Origin of the sequence: Burkholderia sp. HI2714, assembly GCF_002223085.1 — a bacterium.
Taxonomy (GTDB): Bacteria; Pseudomonadota; Gammaproteobacteria; order Burkholderiales; family Burkholderiaceae; genus Burkholderia; species Burkholderia lata_D.
Map to the genome: position 1 here is coordinate 1 of NZ_NKFM01000045.1, position 26,097 is coordinate 26,097.

General features: G+C 67.2%; 26 protein-coding genes and 1 pseudogene. 8 read left to right on the forward strand and 19 right to left on the reverse strand.

Going from position 1 to position 26,097, the window contains the following annotated elements; genetic code table 11:
* The first annotated feature begins 133 nt into the window (after positions 1 to 133).
* Together CFB82_RS23560 and CFB82_RS23565 are read left to right on the forward strand one after the other, a co-directional pair.
* Positions 134 to 484 carry a VOC family protein gene (locus CFB82_RS23560; RefSeq protein WP_089485495.1) on the forward strand — a complete coding sequence of 117 codons (351 nt, stop codon included), beginning with the start codon at positions 134 to 136 and terminating at the stop codon, positions 482 to 484.
* 7 nt (positions 485 to 491) lie between these two features.
* Complete coding sequence (locus tag CFB82_RS23565) at positions 492 to 1,352, forward strand: class I SAM-dependent methyltransferase (protein ID WP_089485496.1); 861 nt, start codon at positions 492 to 494, stop codon at positions 1,350 to 1,352.
* Between the two features lie 31 nt (positions 1,353 to 1,383).
* Here the strand turns inward: CFB82_RS23565 and CFB82_RS23570 are convergent, their stop codons facing one another.
* The 5 genes from CFB82_RS23570 to CFB82_RS23590 all read right to left on the reverse strand — a co-directional run bounded on the left by CFB82_RS23570 (position 1,384) and on the right by CFB82_RS23590 (position 8,794).
* Positions 1,384 to 6,225: an NAD-glutamate dehydrogenase gene (locus tag CFB82_RS23570; RefSeq protein WP_089485497.1), complete on the reverse strand. Its 4,842-nt coding sequence runs from the start codon at positions 6,223 to 6,225 to the stop codon at positions 1,384 to 1,386.
* Positions 6,226 to 6,373: 148 nt separating this feature from the next.
* Positions 6,374 to 6,595 carry a hypothetical protein gene (locus tag CFB82_RS23575; RefSeq protein ID WP_089485498.1) on the reverse strand — a complete coding sequence of 74 codons (222 nt, stop codon included), beginning with the start codon at positions 6,593 to 6,595 and terminating at the stop codon, positions 6,374 to 6,376.
* A 314-nt stretch (positions 6,596 to 6,909) separates the two neighbouring features.
* A complete protein-coding gene (locus tag CFB82_RS23580) occupies positions 6,910 to 7,098 on the reverse strand; it encodes a 4-oxalocrotonate tautomerase (protein ID WP_089485499.1) in 189 nt (62 codons plus the stop codon).
* Positions 7,099 to 7,149: 51 nt separating this feature from the next.
* The gene (locus tag CFB82_RS23585) at positions 7,150 to 7,926 is read right to left on the reverse strand and encodes a class II aldolase/adducin family protein (RefSeq protein ID WP_089485500.1); all 777 of its coding nucleotides are present in this window, start codon (positions 7,924 to 7,926) and stop codon (positions 7,150 to 7,152) included.
* Positions 7,901 to 8,794 carry an urea transporter gene (locus CFB82_RS23590; RefSeq protein ID WP_089485501.1) on the reverse strand — a complete coding sequence of 298 codons (894 nt, stop codon included), beginning with the start codon at positions 8,792 to 8,794 and terminating at the stop codon, positions 7,901 to 7,903. The genes CFB82_RS23585 and CFB82_RS23590 overlap by 26 nt, the downstream gene beginning before the upstream one ends.
* 256 nt (positions 8,795 to 9,050) lie before the next feature.
* On the opposite strand from CFB82_RS23590, the gene CFB82_RS23595 reads away from it, so the two are divergent.
* Entirely contained in the window at positions 9,051 to 9,614 is a 564-nt protein-coding gene (locus CFB82_RS23595) for a putative glycolipid-binding domain-containing protein (RefSeq protein ID WP_089485502.1), read from the forward strand.
* Here CFB82_RS23595 and CFB82_RS23600 read toward each other — a convergent pair.
* The 5 genes from CFB82_RS23600 to CFB82_RS23620 form a co-directional block, all read right to left on the reverse strand.
* Positions 9,566 to 10,480 carry an alpha/beta fold hydrolase gene (locus CFB82_RS23600; RefSeq protein WP_089485503.1) on the reverse strand — a complete coding sequence of 305 codons (915 nt, stop codon included), beginning with the start codon at positions 10,478 to 10,480 and terminating at the stop codon, positions 9,566 to 9,568. The genes CFB82_RS23595 and CFB82_RS23600 overlap by 49 nt on opposite strands.
* Positions 10,481 to 10,484: 4 nt before the next feature.
* Positions 10,485 to 11,393: a metal-dependent hydrolase gene (locus CFB82_RS23605; protein WP_089485504.1), complete on the reverse strand. Its 909-nt coding sequence runs from the start codon at positions 11,391 to 11,393 to the stop codon at positions 10,485 to 10,487.
* On the reverse strand, positions 11,390 to 12,343 hold the full coding sequence (locus CFB82_RS23610; protein WP_089485505.1) for an SDR family NAD(P)-dependent oxidoreductase: 954 nt from the start codon (positions 12,341 to 12,343) through the stop codon (positions 11,390 to 11,392). Before CFB82_RS23610 ends, CFB82_RS23605 begins: the two co-directional genes overlap by 4 nt.
* Before the next feature lie 21 nt (positions 12,344 to 12,364).
* Positions 12,365 to 13,954 carry a flavin-containing monooxygenase gene (locus tag CFB82_RS23615; RefSeq protein WP_089485506.1) on the reverse strand — a complete coding sequence of 530 codons (1,590 nt, stop codon included), beginning with the start codon at positions 13,952 to 13,954 and terminating at the stop codon, positions 12,365 to 12,367.
* A gap of 246 nt (positions 13,955 to 14,200) precedes the next feature.
* Positions 14,201 to 14,872: a lysoplasmalogenase gene (locus CFB82_RS23620; RefSeq protein ID WP_069252970.1), complete on the reverse strand. Its 672-nt coding sequence runs from the start codon at positions 14,870 to 14,872 to the stop codon at positions 14,201 to 14,203.
* A 434-nt stretch (positions 14,873 to 15,306) separates the two neighbouring features.
* On the opposite strand from CFB82_RS23620, the gene speB reads away from it, so the two are divergent.
* Positions 15,307 to 16,275, forward strand: a complete 969-nt coding sequence (gene speB, locus CFB82_RS23630; RefSeq protein WP_089485507.1) for an agmatinase — start codon at positions 15,307 to 15,309, stop codon at positions 16,273 to 16,275.
* A gap of 239 nt (positions 16,276 to 16,514) precedes the next feature.
* Here speB and CFB82_RS23635 read toward each other — a convergent pair whose 3' ends face one another.
* Together CFB82_RS23635 and CFB82_RS44455 are read right to left on the reverse strand one after the other, a co-directional pair.
* The gene (locus tag CFB82_RS23635; protein ID WP_089485508.1) at positions 16,515 to 17,804 is read right to left on the reverse strand and encodes a citrate synthase family protein; all 1,290 of its coding nucleotides are present in this window, start codon (positions 17,802 to 17,804) and stop codon (positions 16,515 to 16,517) included.
* A 198-nt stretch (positions 17,805 to 18,002) separates the two neighbouring features.
* On the reverse strand, positions 18,003 to 18,191 hold the full coding sequence (locus CFB82_RS44455) for a hypothetical protein (RefSeq protein ID WP_306426985.1): 189 nt from the start codon (positions 18,189 to 18,191) through the stop codon (positions 18,003 to 18,005).
* Here CFB82_RS44455 and CFB82_RS23640 point away from each other — a divergent pair.
* Both CFB82_RS23640 and CFB82_RS23645 read left to right on the forward strand, forming a co-directional pair.
* A complete protein-coding gene (locus CFB82_RS23640) occupies positions 18,169 to 19,341 on the forward strand; it encodes a CoA transferase (protein ID WP_306426986.1) in 1,173 nt (390 codons plus the stop codon). The two genes, CFB82_RS44455 and CFB82_RS23640, sit on opposite strands and share 23 nt — an antisense overlap.
* A 9-nt stretch (positions 19,342 to 19,350) precedes the next feature.
* Positions 19,351 to 19,548, forward strand: coding sequence for a hypothetical protein (locus CFB82_RS23645; protein WP_089485510.1), 198 nt, complete (start codon positions 19,351 to 19,353; stop codon positions 19,546 to 19,548).
* A gap of 108 nt (positions 19,549 to 19,656) precedes the next feature.
* On the opposite strand, the gene CFB82_RS23650 is transcribed toward CFB82_RS23645, so the two are convergent.
* The 3 genes from CFB82_RS23650 to CFB82_RS23660 all read right to left on the reverse strand — a co-directional run bounded on the left by CFB82_RS23650 (position 19,657) and on the right by CFB82_RS23660 (position 21,762).
* Positions 19,657 to 19,881, reverse strand: a complete 225-nt coding sequence (locus CFB82_RS23650) for a hypothetical protein (RefSeq protein WP_069251863.1) — start codon at positions 19,879 to 19,881, stop codon at positions 19,657 to 19,659.
* A gap of 277 nt (positions 19,882 to 20,158) precedes the next feature.
* Entirely contained in the window at positions 20,159 to 20,362 is a 204-nt protein-coding gene (locus tag CFB82_RS23655; RefSeq protein WP_006485974.1) for a cold-shock protein, read from the reverse strand.
* 416 nt (positions 20,363 to 20,778) lie between these two features.
* On the reverse strand, positions 20,779 to 21,762 hold the full coding sequence (locus CFB82_RS23660; RefSeq protein ID WP_089485511.1) for a sulfonate ABC transporter substrate-binding protein: 984 nt from the start codon (positions 21,760 to 21,762) through the stop codon (positions 20,779 to 20,781).
* Positions 21,763 to 21,774: 12 nt separating this feature from the next.
* Here CFB82_RS23660 and CFB82_RS43360 point away from each other — a divergent pair, with 12 nt between their 5' ends.
* Positions 21,775 to 21,915, forward strand: a complete 141-nt coding sequence (locus CFB82_RS43360) for a hypothetical protein (protein WP_179255445.1) — start codon at positions 21,775 to 21,777, stop codon at positions 21,913 to 21,915.
* On the opposite strand, the gene CFB82_RS23665 is transcribed toward CFB82_RS43360, so the two are convergent.
* The 3 genes from CFB82_RS23665 to CFB82_RS23675 form a co-directional block, all read right to left on the reverse strand.
* Positions 21,886 to 22,725 (reverse strand): MerR family transcriptional regulator, encoded by an 840-nt coding sequence (locus tag CFB82_RS23665; protein WP_089485512.1) that lies wholly within the window; start codon positions 22,723 to 22,725, stop codon positions 21,886 to 21,888. The genes CFB82_RS43360 and CFB82_RS23665 overlap by 30 nt on opposite strands.
* 9 nt (positions 22,726 to 22,734) lie before the next feature.
* Positions 22,735 to 23,295 carry a GNAT family N-acetyltransferase gene (locus tag CFB82_RS23670; protein WP_089485513.1) on the reverse strand — a complete coding sequence of 187 codons (561 nt, stop codon included), beginning with the start codon at positions 23,293 to 23,295 and terminating at the stop codon, positions 22,735 to 22,737.
* Positions 23,296 to 23,382: 87 nt separating this feature from the next.
* A complete protein-coding gene (locus CFB82_RS23675) occupies positions 23,383 to 24,255 on the reverse strand; it encodes a LysR family transcriptional regulator (RefSeq protein WP_089485515.1) in 873 nt (290 codons plus the stop codon).
* Positions 24,256 to 24,386: 131 nt separating this feature from the next.
* Between CFB82_RS23675 and CFB82_RS23680 the strand changes: the two genes are divergently transcribed.
* Entirely contained in the window at positions 24,387 to 25,385 is a 999-nt protein-coding gene (locus CFB82_RS23680) for a quinone oxidoreductase family protein (protein WP_089485514.1), read from the forward strand.
* Positions 25,386 to 25,444: 59 nt separating this feature from the next.
* Here CFB82_RS23680 and CFB82_RS23685 read toward each other — a convergent pair.
* Positions 25,445 to 25,948, reverse strand: a pseudogene (locus CFB82_RS23685) (EmrB/QacA family drug resistance transporter); the annotation flags it as partial.
* Positions 25,949 to 26,097: the final 149 nt, after the last annotated feature.

Genomic DNA, 26,097 nt, shown 5'->3' on the forward strand with positions numbered 1-26,097 from the left:
GGGTCAGCGGATTTCATAGAGGCCCGCAGCGGCGGTATCGACTGCATCAAGGCCGGATATAGAGCTGCAGCCCATCCTGTCTGTCGGAACACACGAGAACTGTTGCAAACGGGACGCGTTCATATAGAGTGACATGTCATCCGAGCGAATCGAAGCCGTGTACCTGACGACGCACAACTGGGGCAAGTCGGCGAAGTTCTTCCAGGCACTGGGCTTCACGCTGGAGTTCGAAACCGATCACCACTCGGGCCAGCTGCGCAGCGGCGACGGCCCCTTTCTGTTCATCGCCGAAGTGCCGCCGAGTGAGACGCCGGACATGCAGGTCGTGCTCAAGGTGGCGGATGAACAGGCGGTGCAGCCGCAGCCGATCGTCGATGTCGTCACGCCGTTCGAGGACACCCACTGGGGCACGCGCGACATGACCGTGCGCGATCCGGACGGCCGCGTGTGGCGCCTGCAGGCGCCGGGCAAGCAGGGCGCGTGAGGCGGCCATGACCGAACCCCGAGAAAGCGCCCCCGACAGCACGGCCGCGCGCGTCGCGCTGTGGCGCGCGCTGCACGTCGAACTCGACGCACCACCGCACGTGCTCGCCGACGAAGTCGGGCTGCAACTGCTCGCGCCGGAACCCGGCTGGCAGCAGCGCGGCGACATGGATCCGCAGTTCACGCGGCCGTTCCGTGCGTCGATCGTCGCGCGGGCGCGCTTCATCGAGGATCTCGTGGTCGAACAGGCCACGCGCGGCGTGAGCCAGTACGTGATCCTCGGCGCGGGCCTCGACAGCTTCGTGCAGCGCCGGCCGGAGATGGCGTCGCGCGTGACCGTCTTCGAGGTCGACCCGCCTGCGCCGCAGGCATGGAAGCAGCGCCGCCTGGTCGAGCTGGGTTTCGGCGTGCCCGACTGGCTGCGTTTCGTGCCGGTCGATTTCGAGGCGAAACAGTCGTGGCGCGCTGCGCTGGTCGGCGCGGGCTTCGATGCCGGCAAGCCGGCGGTCGTGGTGTCGACCGGCGTCAGCATGTACCTGACGCACGAAGCGAATGCGGCCGCGTTGCGCGAAGTCGCGTCGCTCGCGCCGGGCTCGACGCTCGCGATGACGTTCCTGCTGCCGCTGGAGAATGCGGATCCCGACGTGCGCCCCGGGCTGGAAATGGCCGCGAAAGGCGCGCGCGCCAGCGGCACGCCGTTCATCAGCTTCTTCATGCCGGCGCAGATCCAGGCGCTCGCGCGGGAGGCTGGCTTCGCGCAAGTCGCGCACGTTTCGGCTGCCGAACTGACGCGTCGCTATTTCGCCGATCGCACCGACGGCCTGCGGCCGCCGAACAACGCGGAAGAGCTGCTGGTCGCGACGGTCTGAGCCGTCGCGACCATCGCAACCACAGCGACCCTCACGCCCGTTCGAGCACGGCCATCTCCCGCACGACCACGAGCAGCACCGCGAGGCTCGCGCCGCCCGACGCGCGCAGGTCCGCGAGCAGGTGCTCGTAGCGCGCGAGCGCGGCTTCGCGGCGCGCGCGCCACGCGCCGACGATCGTCTCCGGCGTGGTCGAATCCGGCGATTCCGCGAGTGCGCTCGACGCCAGCGTGCGCTTGAGACGCGCGACTTCCGCGAGCGCGGCCGCGCGCGCCAGCATGTCCCAGTGCGTCGGCGTCGGCAGCGTCGCCGCACGCTCGCCGATCCAGCTGTAATTGAGCAGCGTGCCGAGCGAGAAATAGACGCCCGCGACGAGCTCGAGGCTGCGATTGCAGGTCGCGGCCACTTCGGCGATGTCGAGCAGCGCGGCCGAGATGTCGCCGCTCGCGACGCGCACCGCAAGCGCGCTGTCGACGCCGGCTTCGACCAGCACGCGCTGCCGTTCGGACAGCGCCTCGAGATCGTCGGCCGGCAGCAGCGACGGCAGTTGTGGCGCAAGCCGCTCCGCCGCGTCGCGGCAGCGCGCGATCAGCTCGGTGACGCCGCCATCGGCCACCGCGCCGGACTGCAGATGCCGCAGGAACCACAGCGCCGCGCGCTCCAGCAGCCGCGCGACGTCGACGAACATGCGCGCCTGCACGTCGTCGGCGACGCGGTTGTCGAGCGCGTCGATATCGCGCCACACCGCATCGAGGTCGAACACGTCGCGCGCCATGATGCACGCCCGCACGATGTCGCCGGGCTGCGCGTCGGTTTCTTCCATCAGCCGGTGCACGAACGCGCAGCCGACGCGGTTCACGAGCGCGTTGGTCAGGTGCGTCGCGAGGATCTCGCGGCGCAGCGGATGGCGGCGCATCGGTTCGCTGAAGCGCTGCTGCAGCGGCTTCGGGAAGTAGTCGACAAGCATCGCGGCCACCAGCGGATCCTCGGGCACGTCGGATTCGAGCAGCGCGTCGTACAGCCACATCTTGCTGTACGCGAGCAGCACCGCGCGTTCCGGCGACGTGAGGCCGAGCTTCGCGGCCTGCCGTTCGGCGACTTCATCGTCGGTCGGCAGGAATTCGATCACGCGGTTCAGGCGGCCCGCGCGTTCGAGCCAGCGCATCAGGCGCGCCTCGGCATCGAGCAGCTCGACCGCGTAGCGGCCGGCGATCGACAGCGCCTGCGTCTGGTAGTAGTTGTCGCGCAGCACGAGCAGCCCGACTTCGTCGGTCATCTCCGCGAGCAGCGCATTGCGCTGCTTCTCGGTCATCTCGCCGTCGGATACGACGAGCCCGAGCAGGATCTTGATGTTGACTTCGTGATCCGAACAATCGACGCCGGCCGAGTTGTCGATCGCATCGGTGTTGATGCGGCCGCCGCGCTGCGCAAACTCGATCCGGCCGAACTGCGTGCAGCCGAGGTTGCCGCCTTCGCCGACCACCTTGCAGCGCAGGTCCGCGCCGTTCACGCGCACCGCGTCGTTCGCGCGGTCGCCGACCTGCAGGTGGGTCTCGCGAGCGGCCTTCACGTAGGTGCCGATGCCGCCGTTGTACAGCAGGTCGACCGGCGCCTGCAGGATCGCGCGGATCAGCTCGGCCGGCGGCAGCGCATGCGCATCGATGCCGAGCGCGGCCTGCACGGCCGGCGACAGCGGGATCGTCTTCGCGGTGCGCGGGTAGACGCCGCCGCCCGACGAGATCGACGCCGGATCGTAGTCGGCCCAGCTCGAGCGTTCGAGCGCGAACATGCGCGCACGCTCGGCGAAGCTCGTCGCGGGATCGGGGTTCGGGTCGAGGAACACGTGCCGGTGATCGAATGCGGCGACCAGCCGGATATGCGGCGACAGCAGCATTCCGTTGCCGAACACGTCGCCGGACATGTCGCCGACACCGACCACCGTGAAATCGGTCGTCTGCGTATCGATGCCCATCTCGCGGAAGTGCCGCTTCACCGATTCCCACGCGCCGCGCGCGGTGATTGCCATCTTCTTGTGGTCGTAGCCGACCGAGCCGCCGGACGCGAACGCGTCGTCGAGCCAGAAGCCGTATTCGTGCGAGATCGCGTTCGCGTAGTCGGAGAAGGTGGCCGTGCCCTTGTCGGCGGCGACGACCAGGTACGGGTCGTCCGGATCGTGACGCACGACGTCGGGCGGCGGCACGATCGCGTTGCTCACGAGGTTGTCGGTCAGGTCGAGCAGGCCGCGCAGGAAGGTCTGGTAGCACGCGATGCCTTCGCGCATCCACGCTTCGCGATCGCTCGGCGGCGGCGGGTTCTTCACGACGAAGCCGCCTTTCGAGCCGACCGGCACGATCACGACGTTCTTCACCATCTGCGCCTTCATCAGCCCGAGCACTTCGGTGCGGAAATCCTCGCGTCGATCCGACCAGCGCAGGCCGCCGCGCGCGACGCGTCCGCCGCGCAGGTGTACGCCCTCGACACGCGGCGAATACACCCAGATCTCGAACATCGGTTTCGGTTCGGGCAGGCCCGGCACTTTCGCCGGATTGAACTTGAACGACAGGTACGGTTTCGATCCGCCGTTCGCATCGAGCAGGAAGTAGTTCGTGCGCTCGGTCGCGTTGATCACGCCGAGGAACTGGCGCAGGATGCGGTCCTCGTCGAGGTTCGGCACCTGGTCGAGCGCGCCTTCGATCGCTTTCAGCAGCCGCTCGGCCTGCACGTCGCGCGTGTCGCCGGTGGCCGGGTCGAAACGCAGCAGGAACAGCTCGACGAGCTGCCGCGCAATCGCCGGGTTGCCGGTCAGCGCGCGCTCGATATACGCGTCGCTGAAGGTCGAGCCGACTTGCCGCAGGTACTTCGCATACGCGCGCAGGATCGTCACTTCGCGTGCGCTCAGATGGGCGCGCAGCACGAGGCGATTGAAGTCGTCGTTCTCGATCCGGCCGCTCCAGATCTGGTCGAACGCATCCTCGAACAGGCCCTTCACGCGCTCGATGTCGAATTCCGTATCGTCGGCGAGTTCGAGGCCGAAGTCGTGTACCCACGCATGCGCGGCGTCCTGCGTCTGGATCCGGTACGGCCGCTCCTCGTCGACGCGCACGCCGAGATGCTCGAGCATCGGCAGGCTGCGCGACAGCGCGATCGGGTCGCCCGCGCGATAGACCTTGAAGCGGAACGCACGCGCCTCGGCCTCGATCGGCCGGTACAGGTTCATCGCGAGCTGCCCCGAATCCTTCACGCGCTCGATCAGCTCGATATCGCGCACGGCCGTGCGCGCCGGATAGTCGTCGCGATAGCCGGCCGGGAACGAGTCGGCATAGCGTTGCAGCAGGCGGTTGCCTTGCTCTTCGCCGAATGCGTCGAGCAGCGCGTCGGCGAGGTCGTCCTGCCAGCGGCGCGTGACTTGCACGAGCCGCGTTTCGAGCTCGCGCGTGTCGACGTCGGGCATCGTGCCCGGTTCCGCGTGCACGACGAAATGAATCCGTGCGATCGCCGATTCCGACAGCAGCGGCGTGAACTCGACGTTTACGCCGTTGTACGCATCGATGAGCAGCTTCGCGATGCGCCGGCGCAGGTCGGTGTTGTACTTGTCGCGCGGCACGAACACGAGGCACGACACGAAGCGGTCGAAGCGGTCGCGGCGCACGAACAGGCGCGTGCGCTGGTGTTCCTGCAGCCGCAGGATGCCGAGCGCGATGTCGTAGAGCTGGTCTTCGTCGGCCTGGAACAGCTCGTCGCGCGGATAGGTTTCGAGCACCGTCACGAGCGACTTGCCGAGGTGCCCCTTCGGCAGGAAGCCCGCACGCCGCACGATGTTCGCGCACTTGCGACGCACGATCGGGATCTCGGCGCTCGACACCATGTAGGCGGTCGACGTGTAGAGCCCGATGAAGCGGCGCTCGCCCGCGACCTTGCCGTCGGGCCCGACGAGTTTCACGCCGACGTAGTCGAGATAGCCGGGCCGGTGCACGGTCGCGCGCGAGTTCGCCTTGGTCAGGAAGATCGGCCAGGAGCCGGTGATGATGTCGGCGGCGGCCTGCGGCAGCGGCGTGACGTCGGGCGCCCCCGACGTGCGCAGCGATTCGCGCAGGATGCCGAAGCCGGTGCCTTCGATGCCGCGCAGCCCGAAGCCCGCGCCGTGCGATACCAGCGCGTAGTCGCGCTGGCCGAGGAACGTGAAATGATCGGCGACCATCCATTCGAGGAAGGCGCGCGCCTCGATGTCTTCCGCGGTCGATTCGCGCGCCTTCATTTCCTTGATCGTCGCGCGCGCGATCTCGACGATCTTCGGCCAGTCTTCCACCGACGCGCGCACGTCGCCGAGCACGTGCGCGATGTCGTTGCGCAACGTGTTGAGCAGCGCGGCATCGCCGCAGCGATCGACTTCGAAATGGATGAACGACGCGAGCTGCGACTGGCCGTCGCCGGGCGTCGCGCCGCCCGCGTCGACGCGCTCGATGCCGCCGTCGCGACCGCGCCAGATGCGGAATACCGGGTGCAGCGCCGAATGCAGCGCGAGCCCGAGGCGGTTGACGGCCATCGTCACCGAATCGACGAGGAACGGCATGTCGTCGTTGACGATCTCGATGACCGTGTGATCGGAATGCCAGCCGTGCTGTTCGAGGATCGGGTTGTACACGCGCAGCCGTTCGCTGCCGGGCACGAATTTCTGGGCGGTCTGCCAGTGCGCCATCGCGGCGCCGTAGAGATCGGCGATGCTGCGGCTCTGCAGATCGTCGGCATCGGCGAAATCGTAGTAATGACGCAGGAAGGGTTCGACGATCCGGAACGTGGCATCGGGCAGGCGCCCGCGCGCGAATTCGACGACGTCCGAGAGCAGGTGTGCGACGACTTCTTCGTTCTTCGCTTCCATGGCGGTCTCCTCGTCGGGTGGCCATCGGCTGCTGCGTCTGTCCGGCATTATGCGCCCATTGCGTGACAAAGCGATGTGCGGGCGCACAACGGGAAGAGGCCGGAGGAGGCCGTGTGCAGCGCCCGTCGCGGACGCTGCAGCGTGTGGGTCAGGTCAGTTCTGGCGGCTTCAGGTCGGGATGCCGTTTGTAGAGCGGGTTCATGAAATCAAGCAGCATCGTGTTCAACAGAGAAGAAACGAATTCGCGATAGGCAACGAATTCGGCATCCGGGCAGGATGCCTTGACTGCCAGTAGAGAGCGATCGAGATCAGCCCCCATTTGTAAGACCATTTCGTTCAGGGCGGTTGCGACTTGCTTGTCTGTAATCATGTGCTCACCTTGTTAACATCCTGCCAACGCGTTGCAACTGTTGACGCAATGACGCAATTCCAGAATTTGAAGTTTCAGGATTGGGGCGTCATGCCTGGATTCATTGCTGGCGGTAACACCGGTGAACGGTGATTGGCTGGCTAGCTTGTCGAATGTGGCATCGTGATTTTTGTTTTTCTTGATGTCAACGCGAATATATCGGGATAACTAAGTGATTAGGGGGGCGAGATGAGGATGACGGCGAACCTGCGGCAGAGAAACGAAGGCTGCGCGCTATCGTGGTCCGGCGGCGCGCAGTCTGAATGCGGAGACGCTCAGCGCTCGTCGCTCCACAGCTTGCCGGCGGTCGCCCAGTTATCCTTCTTCACGTCGGTCAGGATGATGTCGACCGAGCCCGGCTCGCAGCCGAGCGTCTCGCACGTGACGCGCGTGATCGCTTCGACGAATGCGCGCTTCTGGTCGACGGTGCGGCCTTCGAAGAGCTGGATATTGAAAGTCGGCATGACGAAGTGCTCCGATGGTTGGGGTGAATGATGCGTGGGGCGCCGGCGGCGTCAGTCGCGATACGTCGGATCGATCCGGTCGAGCCGGCGCAGCAGCGCCGGCCATTCCAGTTCGCCCTCGATCGCGCCGCCGTCGCGCAGCTGTTCGGCGGTCCGGTCGGCGACGGCCGGGTCGGGCAGCACGAGCGGCCCGCCGCCGGCCTGCGCGCGCACCTGGATGTCGCACGCCTTGATCAGTGTATCCATCAGCACATAGGCTTCGGCCACGGTGCGGCCGACCGTCAGCGTGCCGTGATTGCGCAGCAGCATCGCGGATTTCGCGCCGAGGCTCGCGGTCAGCCGCGTGCCTTCGGCCGGCGAGAACGCGAGCGCCTCGTAGTCGTGGTAGGCGAGGTCCCCGTGAAACCGCAGCGCGTGCTGCGACGCGGGCAGCAGCCCGTCGCACTGGATCGACACGGCGATGCCGGCCGTATTGTGCAGATGCATCACGCACACGGCGTCGGCGCGCGCGGCGTGCACGGCCGCATGCAGCGCGAAGCCCGTCACGTTGACCGCGTGCTCGCTGTCGCCGATCCGGTTGCCGGCCAGGTCGATCTTCACGAGATTCGACGCGCGGACTTCGTCGAACGTGAGCCCGAACGGGTTGATCAGGAAGTGGCCGGGGTCGCCGGGCACGGTCGCGGACAGGTGCGTGTAGATCAGGTCGTCCCAGCCGTTCAGCGCGACGAGCCGGTATGCGGCGGCGAGGTCGACGCGCATCCGGCGTTCGGCGTCCGAGATCGGGCCGCCGGGTTTCACGGCATCAGGACGGTGTGCGAATGACGACATCGGGTTCTCCGAGAGTGAAGCGGCGCGCGACGATCACCGTGACCCACGACGCGAGCGCGAACGGGGCCGTGAACGCGGGAATGCCGGCGCGCGTCGCGAGCCACTGAATCAGCGCGGCGAGTGCGGCGGCCGTGAGCGCCGCGCGCGGGCCGCGCGGCATCAGCGCGAGTGCGGCGAGCGCGCCGTTGCAGCCGAGCAGGCCGTCGGCGAACGATGCGTCGCTGGCGCCGAGCGCGACCAGCAGCACGGTCGACACCAGCGCGCCGCCGAGCGCGAACGCGGCCGCGCGGCGCGACGCGACGGCGAGGCCGGCGACGATCAGCGCGCCGGCCCATGCGCCTTGCGCGAAAGTGGTTTGCGCGACGCCCGACAGAAGGGCGTCGGCGGCGGAAGTCAGCGTCAGCGTCGGGCCGACCGTCGCGCCGCTGGCATGCTGCAGCGCGACAAACGGTAGCCACAGCGCGGTGACGGCGAGGCACGGGCTCGAATACGGACACTGGCGCCAGCGCGCGAGCGGCACGCGCATCGCACGCTGCACGAGCGCCGCGCCGATCGAAACCAGCGGCACCAATGCGACGGCAACGAGTTGATGGGGCGCGAACAGCACGGCGATCAGCGCGGCGAGCGCGCCATTGAAGCCGTGCAGCCCCTGTTCGACGTCGCGGCGCTCCGCGCCCGTCAGCACGGCCGTCATGCTGGCGGCGGCGGAGCCGACCAGTGCCGCGCTCGCGAGCCGCAGGTCGGTCAGCGCCAGCGCGGCGAGCAGCAGCGCACCCGTGAGCGCATTCGCCTGCAGCACGATCTGCCCGATGCCGCGCAGCAAGATACGCAAGTCGATCGACGGCGAAACGGGGCGGGCGGTAGGCATGATGGCGGCGGAACAGGACGAGCCGCGAGCATAGGACACAAACCCGTGCACCGGAATAGGGAATTCTGGATAGTCAGGATTTGTGGTCGATGCCCCGAAACGGTGAATCCGGAGGTCGGTTCGTGCCCGCACGCCGCGTCGTCGGCACGTTCGGCGGGGTTGCCCGTTCGGGACTCGAATCCTCGCGGTGGCCGGCACTTTCGTCGAGCGATCTGTGCGACGATGCCTCGCATCGGGCATACCGGGAGACGGAGAGATGCGCGAAGTGCGTTGGGCGTCGCTCGAAGGCGACGGGGTCGAACATCTGACGTTCGACCGGAGCGACGGCGGAATCGTCGTCGAAAGCGCGGTGGTCGGCCAGCGGTACGGCCGTGCGTACGGGCTCGCGTATCGCGTCGAGTGCGACGCGCACTGGCGCGTGACCTATGCGGTGCTCAAGGTGATGGGCGGCGGCACGCTCGAATTGCGCGGCGACGGCGCCGGCCACTGGCACGACGGTTCAGGCCGCGCACTGCCTGAGCTCGACGGTTGCATCGACATCGACATCGCGGCGACGCCGTTCACGAATTCGCTGCCGATCGGCCGCCTCGGGCTCGCGCGGGGCGAGCGGCGGCCGATCGACGTCGCGTACATCTCGACGCCCGACCTGAAGGTCACGCCGGTCAAGCAGGCTTATGCGTGCATCGAGCCGGGCCGGCGCTACCGCTACGAAGGGATCTTCCGCGATTTCACGGCCGAGATGGACATCGACGACGACGGGCTCGTCGTCGATTACGAGACGCTATTCAGACGCTTGCCGGCGCTGCCGACGGCAGGCTGAACCACGGCGTTCGTCACGGCCGGCCGCTCCTGCGCGGACGCGAAGCGGTCGATCCGCGACGCGATCATGTCCGGGTGGCGCAGCACGATCCAGTGCGTGCCGTCGATTTCCTCGCGCACGTGGTCGCCGAGCCAGCGGTCGAGGCCGACCGACATGTCGGGCGTCACGTAGCGGTCCCGCACCGGAACGAGGATCTGCACCGGCGCCTGCGCGTACCGTTCACGCGGCTTGCGCGCCCGCGCGAGAAAGTTGGCACGGTACATCTGCATCCCGTTCAGCGCGTTCTTCAGTTGCACCGGATCGCGCTCGGCGCGCACGCGTTCGGTGAGCTGCAGCCAGCGCGGCCACAGCGCGGCCCCGCCGAGCCGCCATACCAGCGACGGCACGAGCGGCAGATGGAAAAACGCGATGTACCACGACTTCAGGCTCTGCCTGAGCCGCATCTTCGCGCGGAACACGTGATCGAGGCACGGGCCCGAGATCGACGTGTAGGACGCGATGCGGCCGCGGAACGCGGGGTCGGTCACGGCCTCCCAGCACTGGATCGAGCCCCAGTCGTGGCCGACCAGGTGGAACGGCCGGCCGCCGCAGGTCGCGTCGGCCACCGCCTTCAGGTCGCCGGCGAGCCGCTCCAGCGTGTAGTCGGCGCGGCGGCGCGGCGCATCGGATGCGCCGGCGCCGCGCACGTCGTACGCGATCACGCGGTAGCGTTTCGCGAGCCGCGCGCGGATCGGCGCCCACACGGCCGCCGAGTCGGGATAGCCATGCACGAGAATCAGCGGCGGCGCGCGCCGCGATCCGCTTACGTAGACGGCGAGTTTCACGTCGCCGGACTGGACGGTCAGCATCTCGTCGGGGCGCGCCATCGCGTCATGCCTGCTGCGGCGCCGCATGCAGCGGCACGCGGCGCGGGGCGGCCTGTGCCGCATAGCGCGCGTTGGTCGCGTCGATGTTCGCGAGCAGCGTGTCGAGTCCCTGCAGGTACTGGTGGTTGTCGTGGTCCCACGGGTGGAAGCCCGGGCGGAAGTAGTCGAGCCATTCTCGCGCAATTCTCCGGAACACGCCGTCCTTCGGGCTGTACAGGTACTTCACGAGATTCCACATACCCCCGAATTTGCCGTGACGGCGCCGATGTGCGGACATCAGGCGGATGTGGAAGTCGAAAATGGTCGCCCAGAACAAGAGGGACGTCCCCAGCATGGCGCTGGTGCGCAGCAGATAGCTGCCGAGGCCGGGTTTCATCACGGTGTTCCACACGTCGTACGAGACAGCCTTGTGCTCGGTCTCTTCCATCGCGTGCCACATCCACATCTGCTGATAGCCTTCGACGGAGCCGTCGATCCAGCGCTCATGGTCCGACAACAGCTGGTTCGCGAACATCGCCGTGTAGTGCTCGAGTGCGATCGTGATCGCGAGCTGAACCGAATGCGGCAGCACCTTCTTGAGCCAGCCGAGGATCGCCCACAGGCGCTTGTCCAGCTTGTGCGCGGGCAGCCCCGACGCCTGCAGCAGGTCGTTGTACTCGACGTGCTCGCGCGTGTGCATCGCCTCCTGGCCGATGAAGCCGGCCACCTGCTTCTTCAGGTCGGGGTCGTCGATGCGGTCGCGATAGTTGCGCACCGAATCCATGAAGAAGCGCTCGCCGGCCGGGAACAGCAGCGACAGCGCGTTCATGAAGTGCGTGACCGGTACGCCCTGGACGTGCCAGTCGCGCGCGCGTTCGGGGGGCAGCGCGAAACGGATGTCGCGTCGCACGGGCATCATGTGCGGGGTGGTCATGATTGTTCTCCTCCGGGATTGCCAGCAGGGTTGTAGGTGGCGTGCAGCGATACGGGCGCGGGCGTGGCGGCCGGCGCGGCGCCGTAACGGGCCGCGCGGCGGCGCGCCTTGGCGGCTTCGCGGCGCGTCGCGAGCACGACGATTGCCTGGTAGGCGGCCGGCAGGATGCGCACCAGCCAGTCCGCCCCTTTTGCATCGCGGCCGATCAGCACGCGGCGCTTGTCCTTGCGCACGCCGGCGAGGATCGTGCGCGCGGCGTCGTCGGCGGTCGTGATGAAGAACTTCTCGAATTCGTCCCGGCCTTGCTGCTCGCTTTCGATCATGAAGCCGACCATGTTTTTCGCGACGCGGCTCGACTGCGCGATGTTCGTGCGGATGCCGCCCGGATGCACGCAGGTGGCCGACACGCCGCACTTCATCATGTCGAGTTCCTGGCGCAGCGATTCGGTGAAGCCGCGCACCGCGAACTTGGTTGCGTTGTAGCCGCTCATGCCCGGCTGCGCGAAGATCCCGAACAGGCTCGACGTATTGATCACGTGGCCTTCGCCTGCTGCCTTCAGGTGCGGCAGGAACGCCTTCGTGCCGTGTACGACGCCCCAGAAGTTGATGTTCACGATCCATTCCAGATCGCTGTATTCCATCCCTTCGATCGTGCTCGACAGCGCGACGCCCGCGTTGTTGAAGATCAGGTTGACCTTGCCGTGTTCCTTCGCGGTATCGTCGGCCCACGCGAACATCGCGTCGCGATCGCCGACGTCGAGCACGCGCGTCGACACGCGCACGTTCGGCGCGATCGTGCGCACGATCCGTTCGGTCTCGGCGAGGCCGACGCCGTTCTTGTCGGCGAGCGATACGTGACAGCCGGCCTGCGCGAGCTGGATCGCGAGCGAGCGGCCCATGCCCGAGCCGGCACCCGTGATCGCGGCGACCTTGTTGGCGAAATCTCTCATGTCGGTGGCTCCTTGTCTGGCTCAGGCCGCTTCGGCGGACGGGGAAGTCGAAGCGGAAGCGGCGGGCGCGGCGGCGGGCCGCGCGCTCGTGTCGTGTTGCGGCGCGCGATACGCGTGGTAGTCGGCGATCGAGAAGTGCGCGGTGGCCTGGCGGAAGCGCCACGTGAAGCCCGGCCACAGCGTCGTGTTCTTGCCGGTGCGCGGGTCGAGGTACCAGCTCTTGCAGCCGCCCGTCGACCAGATCGCCTTCTTGAGCTTGCCCTGCAGGTCGCTGTTGAACTGCGCCTCGACGAGCGGGCGTACCTCGATCGCATCCGCTCGCTCGCGGTGCATCGCCTGCAGCGCGCCGAGGATGTATTCGATCTGCGACTCGATCATGAACACCATCGAGTTGTGGCCGAGGCCGGTGTTCGGGCCGACGATCATGAAGAAGTTCGGATAGCCGGGCAGCGTCGTGCCGAGATACGCGTGTGCGCCGTCGCGCCATGCATCGACGATGTCGAGGCCGCCGCGGCCGACGATCGCGCCGCGCGGAAATGGATCGGCGACCTGGAAGCCGGTGCCGTAGATCAGGCAGTCGACTTCATGGCGGCGGCCGTCGGTCGTCACGACCGCGTCGGCTTCGATATGGTCGATGCCGGTCGTGATCACGTCGACGTTCTTGCGCGACAGCGCCGGGTAGTAGTCGTTCGAGATCAGCACGCGCTTGCAGCCGAGCGTGTAGTTCGGCGTGACGGTCTTGCGCAGCTCCGGATCGGGAATCTGCTTGCGGATGTGGCGCAGCGCGAGCTTCTGCACGTTCTTCATCAGCGACGGATGGATCGCGAAGCCGAGCACGCGCGATTCGAGCATCCAGTAGATGCCGCTGCGCACGACCTTCTGCGTGAACGGCAGCGTGCGGAACAGCCATTTCTCGAAACCGGACAGGTTGCGGTCGGGCTTCGGCATGATCCACGGCGGGGTGCGCTGGAACAGCGCGAGTGCCTTCACGCGCGGCGCGATCTGCGGGACGAACTGGATCGCGCTCGCGCCGGTGCCGATCACCGCGACGCGCTTGCCTTCGAGCGCATAGTCGTGATCCCACTGCTGCGAGTGGAACGCACGGCCCTTGAAGTTCTCGACGCCGGGAATCGCCGGCAGCGCGGCGCGCGACAGCCCGCCCATTCCCGACACCAGCACGCGCGCGGACAGCCGCTTGCCGTTCGCGAACGTGAGGCGCCAGCGTTGCGCGGCCTCGTCGTATTCGGCGCGCTGCAGTTCGTGGTTCAGGCGCAGGTGCGGGCCGACGCCGAAGCGCTGCACGCAGTCTTCCAGATAGGCGCGGATCTCCGGCTGCGGCGCGAACATGCGCGTCCAGCGCGGGTTCGGTGCGAACGAGAACGAATAGACGTGCGATTGCACGTCGCATGCACACCCGGGGTAATGATTGTCGCGCCACGTGCCGCCGACCGACGCGGCCTTCTCGAGGACGACGAAGTCGGTCACACCTGTTTGACGCAGGCGGATCGCCATCCCGAGGCCGGCGAAGCCGGTGCCGATGATGGCGATGTCGATGGTTTCGTCCAGGCCGTCGTGGCCGGGCGGACCGAAAGGCAACGTGCGAGCATTCATCCGGGTGTCTCCGATTTGGCTCATTTTCGAATGTTACATTGTTTGATGTAACGATAGTGGGTGAACCCGGAAACCGCAAGAGGCTAGAAGCGGCGCTCTAAGGGCCGGAAGCCAGACGGGAAAAGGCTGAGCGGGGTTTGGAACGCGCCCGTTTCCGCATTGCGGGATACGCGGAAAGGGCCGTCGACAGGGAGAGAGAAGACGCTGGCGAAACCGCCGGTGCGCGGCGGTCTGTTTGAAACGGTATCAGGGACGGATCGATCGACCGGCCGTCTCATGGAAAACCCCGGCCACGATCGTGACCTGCGCGAGCGCGTAGAGGCCCCAGATCAGGTAATCGATGCCCGGAAAGCCGCCGAGGAAGCGACCGACGCCGATCAGCGTATCGGAGCCGACGAAGATCAGGCTGCCGATGGCCACCAGCGGGCCGCGTGTACGGGCGGCGAGCGCGAAGCTCGCCATCGCGCACAGCACGAGCATGTAGACGGCGACCGGTGCCATCAGCTCGCCGAGGTGCGGGAAGAAGGCCACGTAGAACGCCGGTGCGGCGATCCACAGCCCGACGAGCGCGACGATGCGCCAGCCGTGCGGCCGGGCGCGCCAGCGCATGAAGATCGCGCAATAGCACAGGTGCGTGAGCAGGAACGCGCCGAGGCCGAGGACGAACGACAGCGGCCAGTCGGGCAGCGCGAGCAGTACATCGCCGAGCACGGCCGTCACGAGCGCCGCGCACAGCCACGCGCGTTCGCGTGGTGCGGCGCAGGTGCTGCCCGCCGCGAGCAGCAGGATGCCCATCGCGGCTTTCGCGGCTGCCTGGCCGGGATAGGGCGCCGCGGCGAGCGACAGTCCATACAGCAGCGCGGCGACGACGGCGAGCGGCCAGAGCCGGCGGTAGGTGGCGGGAAGCGTGGCGATCAAGGCGGGTGTCTCCGGTTTGTTGTTGTCTGCGGTGGACGGCGCGCGGTCGAGGGCGCGGCTGCCGGCCATTATCCGGAAGAAAGGGCGTGCGAAAACCGGCAAATCCTTCTAGGAAGCGACCGGGATCGCCATGCACCAAGGATTGCCCGCCGGCGCAGCAATCCGGCGATGCCGGGCTCCGATGCCTGGGCGCGGCCGCCGGATTTCTCCGTGCGTTGCCCCGGTTGAACCGGGGCAACGACTTCAATTCGGCTTGCTATGATCGCCGCGGTATTGCCGTTGTCGATGTGGTTGTTGGTGTCGTTGTCGTTGTTCCGCCCGGCCGCGCGACTGGATGCGCAGCCGATGCGGGCCCGATGAATCCCAGCCGTGCCCGGCCCGTGCGCTCATGCGAAGCGGGGCGGGCGGGCCTCCCCACGAAAACAGGTCCGACCATGACCGAACTTCTCCACGGCGACGGCGCGATCCGTCGCACGACGCCGTATGGCTCGTCGATCGAAAACACCTATGCGGGCGTGCTGTCGTTCATGCGCCGCAACTATTCGCGCGCGCTCGACGGCGTCGACGTCGCGATCTCCGGCGTGCCGCTCGACCTCGCGACGACCTACCGCTCCGGTGCGCGGCTCGGCCCGGCCGCGATCCGTGCGGCCAGCGTGCAGCTCGCGGAGCTTCATCCGTATCCGTGGGGCTTCAACCCGTTCGACGATCTCGCGGCCGTCGACTACGGCGATTGCTGGTTCGACGCGCACAACCCGCTGTCGATCAAGCCCGCGATCATCGAGCATGCGCGCACGATCCTCGGTTCCGGCGCGAAGATGCTGACGCTCGGCGGCGACCACTACATCACGTATCCGCTGCTGGTCGCGCATGCGGAGCGCTACGGCAAGCCGCTGTCGCTGATCCATTTCGATGCGCACTGCGATACTTGGGCCGACGACGATCCGGACAGCCTCAATCACGGGACGATGTTCTACAAGGCCGTGAAGGAAGGGCTGATCGATCCGGCGACGTCGGTGCAGGTCGGGATTCGCACGTGGAACGACGACTTTCTCGGCATTGAGCGGCTCGATGCGGCGTGGGTGCATGACCATGGCGCGCGCGCGGCGGTCGAGCGGATCGTCGATATCGTGGGCACCCGGCCCGCGTACCTGACGTTCGATATCGATTGCCTCGATCCGGCGTTCGCGCCTGGCACCGGCACGCCGGTCGCGGGCGGGCTGTCGTCCGCACAGGCGCTCGCGATCGTGCGTGCGCTCGGCGCGGCGAATCTGATCGGCGCGGATGTGGTCGAGGTCGCGCCCGCGTACGACCACGCGGACATCACCGCGATCGCGGCCGCGCATGTCGCGTGTGATCTGCTGTGTTTGTGGCGGCAGAAGAAGGTTGCGGGGGCGCTGAAGTAAGTCGGCATGCCGGGCATGCGCGTGCCGCTGGCGCGGTGCGTGCATGGCCCGAGCGATGCGCCGGGTGCCGATTGCATCCGGTGAATCCGGTAGAGCGCCTTCCCGGATTTCCCCAGACCGAGCTTGCGGATCCGTTGGCGATCTCGGTGGCAGGTCATCGGATGGCTGCTCACGTACGCCGACGAGGCGTCGACGTCTTCCTGATGATGTGCGCCGACGTCATCACATCAAGCGAAAAGCTATTTACTCCTGAAGAAAGCGGCAAGCATGTCGTCTTTCGGCGCTGCCGGTTGTGTTGTTTGCTGCTTTCCCGAGCGTCCGCGCGATCGGGCGTGATCCGCCCCGGCGCCATCTGGCCAGGCCCCCGTATAAACCGCGCGCGGCCTGATGAGATCGGATTGCTCGCGCTGCTCCAGCCCATGCGCGATCCAGCCGATCGAGCGGCCAAGCGCGAACAGGCCGAACGCGGCGCCGACGGGAAGCCGCAAATGCCGGCGCAACGCTACCAGCGCGAGATCCAGCGAGGGCTTCTGGCCGACGAGCGCGCTCCCGGTATCGATCATCCTTTTCCATTGAGGATGGCGCGGCAGGATCCGCGACAACAGATACGTCGCGCGCACGTCGCCATCGGGATAGAGCGCATGTCCGAAGCCGGGCAAGCCGTCACCCCGGGCGAGGCGCGCGCCCATCTTTTGCTCGACGTCCTTATTACCCAGTTCGTCCCACAGTGCTTCGCCACGCGCGGTGGTGGCGCCGTGCCGCTCGCCCGACAAGCCGGCCAGGCCGCCGACCACGACGGCCCGCAAGCTCGCGTTCGTCGACGCGATGCACCGCCCCGTGAAGCTCGACGCGTTCAGTTCATGGTCCGCGCACAGCACGAGCGCCATCCTGATCAGTTCGGCGCCCGCAGGCCCGACGCCCCATGCCCGCGCGCATTGCTCGTGGATGGGTGCCGTATCGATGCGGGTGCGCAGCAGGCATGCCGCCAGAACCCGCACGAGATCGCCGCAGCCCTGCGCCTGACGATCAGCCGACTGATGCCAGATCGCCGTCGGCGCGTCCTCGCTCGCGACGGTGAAGAGCGGCAGCAGCGCTTGCTCGGTGCGTTGACCGGCGTAGTGCCTGAAGAGCGTCCGCAGTACCGACGGCGTAGCGGGGACGTGACGGCCGAACGCGGTCTGCTCGTCGCATCGCCACAGCAGCGCCGCGACTTCCTCGAGACTCGCGCGGGCAGCGAGATCGAGTGCATCCACACCGCGATAGAACAGCCGGCCGCCATCGATCAACGTGATGCTCGATTCGAGCACGGGCGACCCCCAGTTCAGCGCGGCCTTCGCCACTTCCTTCGGCTTGCGGCCGCGTGCGCGTTGATCCGCGAGCCGGTCGACGTCGGCCGCGAGGTAGCGGCTTTCACGGTGGCTGCCGCCTGGCTCCGCGCGAAGCAGGCCGCGGCTGACGTACGCATAGAGGGTTTGCCGCGAGACACCGAGCCTTGCCGCGGCTTCGGTCGAATTCAGGTAGTTCGACATCGTGCGCAGGGGGAATCGTTCGACAGGTTGATCAGGATAATCAACGTTGACAGCAAATGCGAGCGAGACGATCTTAGCCTCACCTGATTCATGCGAGGCGAACATGGGTGTCGATCAAATGTCGAGGGAACGGGCCGCGGCCGATGACGATCGGGTGTCGCGTCATCTACGGGCGTTCTGGCGCGCGGCGGGTGGGTCTCAGGCTCTTCTTGAGTCGTGCAGCTTCAGCGGGTCGGGCGAACTGGTTTCGGCATTTCGCGTAACCGACATCGCCACGGCGGCGATCGGCGCGGCAGCAACGGCCATTGCCGAATTGCTGCATGCATCGACCGGGACGTTGCCGGCGGTGCGGGTCGACCGGCGCATGGCATCGCTGTGGTTCGGCACGTCGCTGCGTCCGCAGGGCTGGACGATGCCGCCTCAATGGGATCCGGTGGCCGGCAACTATCGGGCGCGCGATCGCTGGATCCGGTTGCACACCAACGCGCCGCATCATCGGCTGGCCGCGTTGTCGGTGCTCGACTGCGCGGCCGATGCGCAGTCGGTCGCGCAAGCGGTGAACCGCTGGGATGCCGCCGCGCTCGAAGACGCGATCGTCGAGCGCGGCGGTTGTGCCGCGGCGATGTACTCGGCGCAGGAGTGGGCCGGGCATCCGCAGGGCAAGGCGGTCGCAACCGAACCGTTGCTGCATGTTCATGCCGCGACCGATGCCGTCGCACATGACTGGCGGCCGTCGAAAGGCCGGCCGTTGCGCGGCATTCGCGTGCTCGACCTGACGCGCATTCTTGCGGGCCCCGTGGCGACACGATTTCTGGCGGGCCTGGGCGCCGACGTGCTGCGCATCGATCCGTACGGCTGGGAAGAGCCGGGCACGGTACCCGAAGTCGTCCTCGGCAAGCGGTGTGCGCGGCTGAACCTGAAGGATGCAGCAGATCTCGATACGCTCAAGCAGTTGCTCGGCAGCACGGATATCGTCGTGCACGGTTACCGGTCGGACGCGCTCGCGCGCCTCGGACTCGATGCTGCGCATCGGCGCGAGCTGAATCCTGCGCTCATCGACGTGTCGCTCGACGCCTATGGCTGGAGTGGTGAATGGCGTTGCCGGCGCGGCTTCGACAGCCTCATTCAAATGAGCACGGGAATCGCCGAGGCGGGTATGCGCGTGACGGGCAGTGATGAGCCGGTGAACCTGCCCGTTCAGGCGATCGACCATGCGACGGGCTACCTGATGGCGACGGCTGCCATCCGCGGGCTGACGACGCGAATGAAAGAGGGCGTCGGTACCGAGGTGCGCGCTTCGCTGGCGCGTACGGCGGCCGAGTTGCAACTGCGGTCGGAGCCGATGAGCGAGGTGGTCGAACTGGTCGCCGACGACGAACGTGATCGTGCGGAACACGTCGAACCGACGTCGTGGGGGCCGGCATCCCGGCTCCTTCCACCGGTGCAAATCGACGATGCGCCGCTCCGATGGTTTTATCCGGCGCGCGCACTGGGTGCGTACGAACCCGAATGGTTGTCTTCGAACGACGATCTATGAGGCGGTGCGATGAATCGGCAGGTATCGGTGAGTGGCGGCAGGACGGGAATCGACTCGGCCACGGCGATGCATTTCGTTCAGCGCAATGCGCAGGTGGTCATCATCGGACAGCGCGCGAACGTGCTGGAACACGCGGCCGAAGCGATCGGCGGCGTGTTTCCCGATGTGCGCCCGCCGCGCCCTGATTGCCAGCCTGTGCATGCCTGATCGGACGGAGCGCGTTCGGCGGAGAGGGGGGCGGGCTAGTGAAGCAAGTCGGCCGGCGCAGACCGCCGGCGCGTTGCGTGTTGCTGGATCGAGGGTCGGGCGTTGCGTTTAACCGCGCGTGTCGACCCAGTTGCGTGCCCAGCGGGCCGAATGTTGCAACGCCTGCTCCTCGCTCGTGAAGTAATCGAGCGAATAGAACTGGTAGCGGCCTTCGGTGCGTGGGCTGCCGGCGCGTTCAAGCAGCAGGTTGGATGAAAAACTACCGTCGGGCAAACGATGCGCCGAGGGTTGGACGGCATAGCCGTTGTATTGATGAATTTGTTGGTTGTGCATTTTAATTTTAATGATGTTCGAGTGCGCGCGCGCCGTGCGGAATGTGCACGGGTATGCCGATTCAAAGCCATTGCGAGCTGAATCTGACGCAGTCGTAAAGCGAAAAAGGGCTTGGCAGCCAGAGGGGGAATGAAGTGCAACGAGGCGTGTGGCGCTTGGCGAGCTGCTGAATGAACAGAGGCAGCTAAGAGCAATGGCGCCAACTTTGGGAGACCAGGCTCCGCGAGGATGTCGCTGCAACCCGGCGCCCGTTACGGGAGGCCGGGTTCTTCAAACTTTACAGCGGCTTGATGTTGGCCGCTTGCAGACCCTTCGGGCCTTGCTTCGTTTCGAAGCTCACTTTCTGATTTTCAGCCAGCGTCTTGAAGCCATCGGCGCGAATTTCGGAGAAGTGGGCGAAGAGATCGTCGCCGCCGTTGTCGGGCGTGATGAAGCCAAAGCCTTTGCTGTCGTTGAACCACTTGACGATACCGGTATCCATGAAGATTCCTTGAGAAAAAAATGTGAAGATTTGCTCTGAAAAGAGCGCATGAAGCGTCAAGGAGGGAGTGGACAACGAATACCGCTGAGGAGCGATCAATTGATGAACAGCAATCGGACTTCTTGAACTTAGACAGAGACGATAACCGCTAGGCAGCGGTGGCGTCAATCGTTAACTTGTAACTGTTTCCCCGGGCGAGCCGTTTTGCGGATGAAGCGATGTGGCCCTGCCTGGCTGCGCACGCTACGCGGCATGGCGCGCAGGGGCGTCCACGATAAACGCAAAAGCGAGACTCGCGCGCTGGCGCGAACGCCGACAGTGCGTCCCGCGTTTCCCCAAAATTCGACAAGAACAAGAAAGGCCGACGAGTCGTGTGCCCGTCGGCCTTCTCGACAACATGCGCGCTGCCGTTCTCGCTACTCCGCCGCGAGCGCACGCTGCGTGCTTTTGTCGACCCATGTGTTGTCGGCCACGTTCAGCTTCTGCGGAATCAGCTTCGCTGCATAAAACGCATCGGCGACACCTTGCTGGGCCGCGACGATCTTTTCGTCGAGCGGCACTGCGCCAAACAGGACACGCTCGATCCACATCTCGACGAGCGGTTGCGGCAGGCCGACCTTCGGCGCGATCAGCGCGGCCGTCTCGGCCGGATGCGTGTTGACCCACTGGCCCGTCTCGCGCGCCTGCTTCAGGATCGCGCCGACCACGTCCGGATGCTGCTGCGCGAAATCGCGCGTGGCTTCGTAGAAGTTGTTGGTCGCCGCGAGGCCCGTGTAGTCGGACAGCGTGCGCACCTTCAGCGCATTCTGCGCGGCTGCATAGTACGGATCCCAAACGACCCATGCATCGACGTTGCCGCTTTCGAATGCGGCGCGCGCGTCGGCCGGTGCAAGGTACACGGGGCGGATTTCGTCGTAGCGCACGCCGGCCTTCTTCAGCGCTTCGAGCAGCAGGTAGTTTGCGCTCGAGCCCTTCTGCAGCGCGATCTTCTTGCCGCGCAGGCCGGCGACCGAACGGATCGGCGAATCGGCCTTCACGACCACGGCTTCGTTGTGCGGCGCCGGCGGTTCCGCGCCGACATAGACGAAGTGCACGCCGGCCGCCTGTGCGAACACGGGCGGCGGCGCGCCCGTATAACCGAAGTCGATGCTGTTCGCGTTCAGCGCTTCGAGCAGCTGCGGGCCGGCCGGGAATTCGAACCACTGCACGCCATAGCCGAGCGGCTTGAGCCGCGCTTCGAGCGAACCTTGCGCCTTGATGACCGACAGCAGGCCGGCCTTCTGGTAGCCGATGCGCACAACCTTGTCGGCGCCGCCTTGCGCGAGGGCCGATGCGGCGGACAGCGCGACGAGCGTGGTGACGGCGGCGGTGCGGGCGATCCAGCGGGTGAAACGAATCATCGAACGGACTCCATGCAAAACGTCTTCGGGCGAGCGGCGGTGCCGCTCGGTTGGAAGAATCGTCGCATGGGCGATCGCGCCCGCAAACGAAGCATTGCCGATATCAATATGACGGCGGCGCGCCTATGCTTCGTCGCCGCCGTTTTCCGGTGAAGGCGTGCCGGACTGCCGCGCGGCCTCGTCGCTGAGCTTCTTGTCGAGGATCGTCGCGACGCGGCCGCCGAGATACGCGCTCGCCGCGGTTTCCAGTGCGCGGTTCGTCTCGCCTTCGACGAACACGGCCGCGAGCGGGCGCAGGCGCCAGATCGCGTCGACCAGTTCGGGCACGTCGGTGGCGGGCGGCAGCGTGCCCGCGTCGTAGCGGTCGAGCCGCTTCACGACGAGATCGACGAGCAGTCGCGCGATCGCATCGAAATGCGGCCGCGCGAGGCTGATCACGTCGAGCAACTCGCGCGGCGGAATGCCTTCCTTCGTCATCGCGGCCGCCGCTTCGAGCAGCGCGGGGCTCTTGGCGACGAACGACAGGCCGCGCCGTTCGAGCAGGCCGAGTTCGGTCACGCGTGACAGCTGCGTGGTGGCCTGCGGGCCGAACATCTGCGCGAGCGCGGCAAGCGAATAGGTCTTCGGCAGTTCGTGCGACCAGCGCCCGCCGATCGCGTTTTCGAGGCCGAGGATCGAGCGCAGGTCGTGGCCTTCGTCGATCGCCTTGATTAGGTCCTGGATGTTCGACAGCGTGTAGCCGCGCGCGAGCAGGTGGTTGATCAGCTTCAGGCGCGCGACGTGCGTGTCGTCGTAGATGCCGACACGGCCGCGCTTTTCCGGCGGCGCGAGCAAACCGCGATCCTGGTACGCACGGACGTTGCGCACGGTCGTGTCGGACACGCGCGCGAGTTCGTCGACCGTGTACTCGTTGCGGGCGTCCGGCGCTGCCTCGTCGGGTGTGGAATGAGTCTGTTTTGACATGCGGCCATTCTAGCGCGACGTGGCGGGCTCGGGCGAGACGGGGAGCGTGCTCGCACCGTCGCCCAGCGGGCGTTGCAGCAGCGCCGTATCGATCCAGCGGCCGTGCTTGAACCCGGCCGCCTTCAGCATGCCGGCCGGCTCGAAGCCGAACGCGCGATGCAGCGACGTCGAGCCGCCGGTGCCGCCGTCGGCGATCACCGCGATCATCTGCCGCCACGGGCCGGCCTCGCAACGCTCGATCAGCGCGGCGAGCAGCGCGCGGCCGATCCCGCGCCCGCGCTGTGCATCGTCGATGTAGATCGAATCCTCGATCGTGAAGCGGTACGCACTGCGCGTGCGGTACGGCGTCGCGTACGCGTAGCCGGCCACGCGGCCGTCGCATTCGGCGACGAGGTATGGCAGCCCGTGGCGCAGCACCGCGTCGCGGCGCGCGCGCAGTTCGGCGACGTCGGGCGGCGTTTCCTCGAACGACGCGACGCTGTGGTGAACGTGATGCGCATAGATCGCGTGGATCGCATCGAGGTCGGTGTCGGTCGCGTCTCGAACGACGCAGGCGGGGGCGGTGGGCATGGCGGCGGGTCCGGCGAATTCGGAATGCAAACCGCTACTATGCCGGCCGCCCGTGCGCATGGCAAAGCCGTGTGCGAAGGCGGTCGCCTACAGCCGTCCGTCCGCCGCGTGAACGGCCTCGGCGATCGCATCGGCAACGCGCTGCACGCGCGGCGACCGGCGCACGTCCGGGTGGACCACGAGCCAGATCTCGCGCTCGATGTCGCAACGCGGTGCGGCCGTCAGTTCGACGAGCGGCGCGCCGGCATGCGCGGCCGGATCGTCGACGAGAAACCGCGGCAGCAGCGCGACGCCGGCGCCGGCCGCGCACGCGCGATGCTGCGCGGCCAGGTCGTTGGTGACGAACGCGAAACGGCGCCCGGCCGCGAAGCGGGCGAGCCACTGGTGCTGCGGCGTTTGCGCGAGCGCGTCGTCGTAGCCGACGAACGGCCAGGTGTCGGGCGGTGCGTCCGCCCATTCCGGTGCTGCGCACAGTGCAAAGCGCATCGTGCCGAGCCGGCGCGCGGCGAGACCCGGCTCGGTCGGCCGCGACAGGCGCACCGCGAGATCGGCTTCGCGCGCGTACAGGTTCGCCGTGTGCATCTCGCCCAGCAGGTCGATGCGCAGCGCCGGCCACGCGCGCTGCGCGCGGGCGAGCCGCGGCGCGAGGAAATGGCTGGCGAACACCGGTGACGCCGATACGCGCACCACGCCGTCGAGCGCCGCCGCACCCTGGGCGGCGCGCGCGAACGCGTGCGCGTCGGTTTCGATGCGTGCCGCGTGCTCGGCCAGGTGCAGGCCTTCGTCGGTCGGCGGCCAGCCGCGCGGCAGGCGGTCGAACAGCCGGATGCCGAGTGCGGACTCCAGCGCGTCGATGCGCCGCGCGACCGTCGAATGCTGAACCTGCAGCGCCCGCGCGGCGGCCGACAGGCTGCCGCCGCGCATCACCGCGAGGAAATAACGGATGTCGTCCCAGCTCATCGGCAGCGCGGATGCGGGAACGAGATCCTGATCGGTCGAATTTTGCACAGTAGATGGGCGATTGACGGGAATTCCGTTCGATTATGCACGATGGGATGATCGTGTCACTTCATTCGATTACGAGGAACGTCATGACCCAGACTGCCACCGCCATCCGGATCGGGATCGACCGTTACGGCGACACCGGCGTACTGCGCCGCGTCGATGCGCCCGTCGCGCCGCCCGGCGCCGGCGAAGTGCGGATTCGCCAGACCGCGATCGGCGTGAATTTCGTCGACATCTATTTCAGGACGGGCGCGCACGCGTTGCCGGCGCTGCCGGATGCGCTCGGCGTCGAGGCGGCCGGCGTGATCGACGCGGTCGGGCCCGGCGTGACGGATCTCGTCCCCGGTCAGCGCGTCGCGTATGCGGGCATGCCGACCGGCAGCTATGCGAGCCTGCGCACGATGCCGGCCGGGCGCGTGCTGCCGATCCCCGACGGGTTGAGCGACGAAGCTGCCGCGGCCGGGATGCTGAAAGGGATCACCGTTTACATGCTGCTGCATCGCGTCCGGCAGGTCGGCGCGGGCGACACGGTGCTCGTGCATGCGGCGGCCGGCGGCGTCGGGCTGCTGGCGACGCAATGGGCGCGTGCGCTCGGCGCGCGGGTGATCGGCACGGTCGGGTCGGCCGCGAAGGCCGCGCTCGCGCGCAAGCATGGCGCCGAGGCGGTCGTCGATTACCGCGAGGAGGATTTTGTCGCGGCGGCACGCGCGTTCGGCGGCGGCGCGGGGGTCGATTACGCGATCGACGGGATCGGCGGCGACGTGCTGACGCGCACGCTCGGCGCGGTCCGTCCGTTCGGGATGGTCGCGAGCATCGGGCAGGTGGCCGCGATCGGTGCGCGGCAGACGTTCGATCTCGACGAACTGGGGCCGGCGCGGTCGATCGCGCTGGCGCGGCCGAGCGTGCTCGGCTTCATCGCGCGTGACGTCGAGGGATATCGGGAGGCTGCGCGCGCGACGCTCGAACGGCTGGCGGGCGGGATGCATGTGGAGATCGGCGCGCGGCTGCCGCTCGAACAGGCGGCCGAGGCGCACCGGTTGCTGGAGTCGCGTGCGACGACGGGTGGGGTCGTGCTGGTGCCTTGATGGCCGAAGGAGGGGGATCGCGATGCGGCTCGACGCTTGCGTCGCGATCCGCGCGACGCTCAGTTGTGCTTGCGCAGCGGCGCATCCTCGACGAACCACGCGAGCACGAATGCGATCGCGATGACCGTCGCCGCCGCCAGATACACGACATGCAGCGAACCGGCGAACGCGTGCAGGTACGCATCGCGCACGGCATCCGGCAACTGATGCACGGCGGCCGGCCCGAGCGCGGGCGGCAGCTCCGTGCCGGCCGGCAGCGCAGCCATTACCCGCGACTGCAGCCCGTGCGAGAACAGCGCGCCGAACGCCGCGACACCGAGCGAGCCGCCGATCGAGCGGAACAGCGTCGCGCCCGATGTCGCGACGCCCATGTGCCGGAATTCGACCGTGTTCTGCACGGCGAGCGTGAGCACGGGCATCACCATGCCGAGGCCGATCCCGAGCAGCGCCATGTACGCGTACATCGTGTGCAGCGGCGTATCGAGCGTCAGCGTCGACAGGAGCGCCATCGCGATGCCGCCGGTCAGCGTGCCCAGGATCGGGAACATCCGATAAGCTCTCAACAGAAAGTAAATCTATAATTTGATCCGAATCCTTGAAGGACCGTATCGACGTCTTCTTCAAGGGTTTGGATGTCACGCGCCTTGAAGGCCAGCCACTCATATTTCATCTTGTGCCACAGTTTCTCGATGCGATTGAGCTCCGGGCTGTA

What these genes read in the sequence shown, in the direction of transcription:
- CFB82_RS23560 (WP_089485495.1), top strand. Translation starts at nt 134, where the DNA reads ATGTCATCCGAGCGAATCGAAGCCGTGTACCTGACGACGCACAACTGG.
- CFB82_RS23565 (WP_089485496.1), top strand. Translation starts at nt 492, where the DNA reads ATGACCGAACCCCGAGAAAGCGCCCCCGACAGCACGGCCGCGCGCGTC.
- CFB82_RS23570 (WP_089485497.1), bottom strand. Translation starts at nt 6,225, where the DNA reads ATGGAAGCGAAGAACGAAGAAGTCGTCGCACACCTGCTCTCGGACGTC.
- CFB82_RS23575 (WP_089485498.1), bottom strand. Translation starts at nt 6,595, where the DNA reads ATGATTACAGACAAGCAAGTCGCAACCGCCCTGAACGAAATGGTCTTA.
- CFB82_RS23580 (WP_089485499.1), bottom strand. Translation starts at nt 7,098, where the DNA reads ATGCCGACTTTCAATATCCAGCTCTTCGAAGGCCGCACCGTCGACCAG.
- CFB82_RS23585 (WP_089485500.1), bottom strand. Translation starts at nt 7,926, where the DNA reads ATGTCGTCATTCGCACACCGTCCTGATGCCGTGAAACCCGGCGGCCCG.
- CFB82_RS23590 (WP_089485501.1), bottom strand. Translation starts at nt 8,794, where the DNA reads ATGCCTACCGCCCGCCCCGTTTCGCCGTCGATCGACTTGCGTATCTTG.
- CFB82_RS23595 (WP_089485502.1), top strand. Translation starts at nt 9,051, where the DNA reads ATGCGCGAAGTGCGTTGGGCGTCGCTCGAAGGCGACGGGGTCGAACAT.
- CFB82_RS23600 (WP_089485503.1), bottom strand. Translation starts at nt 10,480, where the DNA reads ATGGCGCGCCCCGACGAGATGCTGACCGTCCAGTCCGGCGACGTGAAA.
- CFB82_RS23605 (WP_089485504.1), bottom strand. Translation starts at nt 11,393, where the DNA reads ATGACCACCCCGCACATGATGCCCGTGCGACGCGACATCCGTTTCGCG.
- CFB82_RS23610 (WP_089485505.1), bottom strand. Translation starts at nt 12,343, where the DNA reads ATGAGAGATTTCGCCAACAAGGTCGCCGCGATCACGGGTGCCGGCTCG.
- CFB82_RS23615 (WP_089485506.1), bottom strand. Translation starts at nt 13,954, where the DNA reads ATGAATGCTCGCACGTTGCCTTTCGGTCCGCCCGGCCACGACGGCCTG.
- speB (WP_089485507.1), top strand. Translation starts at nt 15,307, where the DNA reads ATGACCGAACTTCTCCACGGCGACGGCGCGATCCGTCGCACGACGCCG.
- CFB82_RS23635 (WP_089485508.1), bottom strand. Translation starts at nt 17,804, where the DNA reads ATGTCGAACTACCTGAATTCGACCGAAGCCGCGGCAAGGCTCGGTGTC.
- CFB82_RS23640 (WP_306426986.1), top strand. Translation starts at nt 18,169, where the DNA reads ATGGCATCGCTGTGGTTCGGCACGTCGCTGCGTCCGCAGGGCTGGACG.
- CFB82_RS23645 (WP_089485510.1), top strand. Translation starts at nt 19,351, where the DNA reads ATGAATCGGCAGGTATCGGTGAGTGGCGGCAGGACGGGAATCGACTCG.
- CFB82_RS23650 (WP_069251863.1), bottom strand. Translation starts at nt 19,881, where the DNA reads ATGCACAACCAACAAATTCATCAATACAACGGCTATGCCGTCCAACCC.
- CFB82_RS23655 (WP_006485974.1), bottom strand. Translation starts at nt 20,362, where the DNA reads ATGGATACCGGTATCGTCAAGTGGTTCAACGACAGCAAAGGCTTTGGC.
- CFB82_RS23660 (WP_089485511.1), bottom strand. Translation starts at nt 21,762, where the DNA reads ATGATTCGTTTCACCCGCTGGATCGCCCGCACCGCCGCCGTCACCACG.
- CFB82_RS43360 (WP_179255445.1), top strand. Translation starts at nt 21,775, where the DNA reads ATGCAAAACGTCTTCGGGCGAGCGGCGGTGCCGCTCGGTTGGAAGAAT.
- CFB82_RS23665 (WP_089485512.1), bottom strand. Translation starts at nt 22,725, where the DNA reads ATGTCAAAACAGACTCATTCCACACCCGACGAGGCAGCGCCGGACGCC.
- CFB82_RS23670 (WP_089485513.1), bottom strand. Translation starts at nt 23,295, where the DNA reads ATGCCCACCGCCCCCGCCTGCGTCGTTCGAGACGCGACCGACACCGAC.
- CFB82_RS23675 (WP_089485515.1), bottom strand. Translation starts at nt 24,255, where the DNA reads ATGAGCTGGGACGACATCCGTTATTTCCTCGCGGTGATGCGCGGCGGC.
- CFB82_RS23680 (WP_089485514.1), top strand. Translation starts at nt 24,387, where the DNA reads ATGACCCAGACTGCCACCGCCATCCGGATCGGGATCGACCGTTACGGC.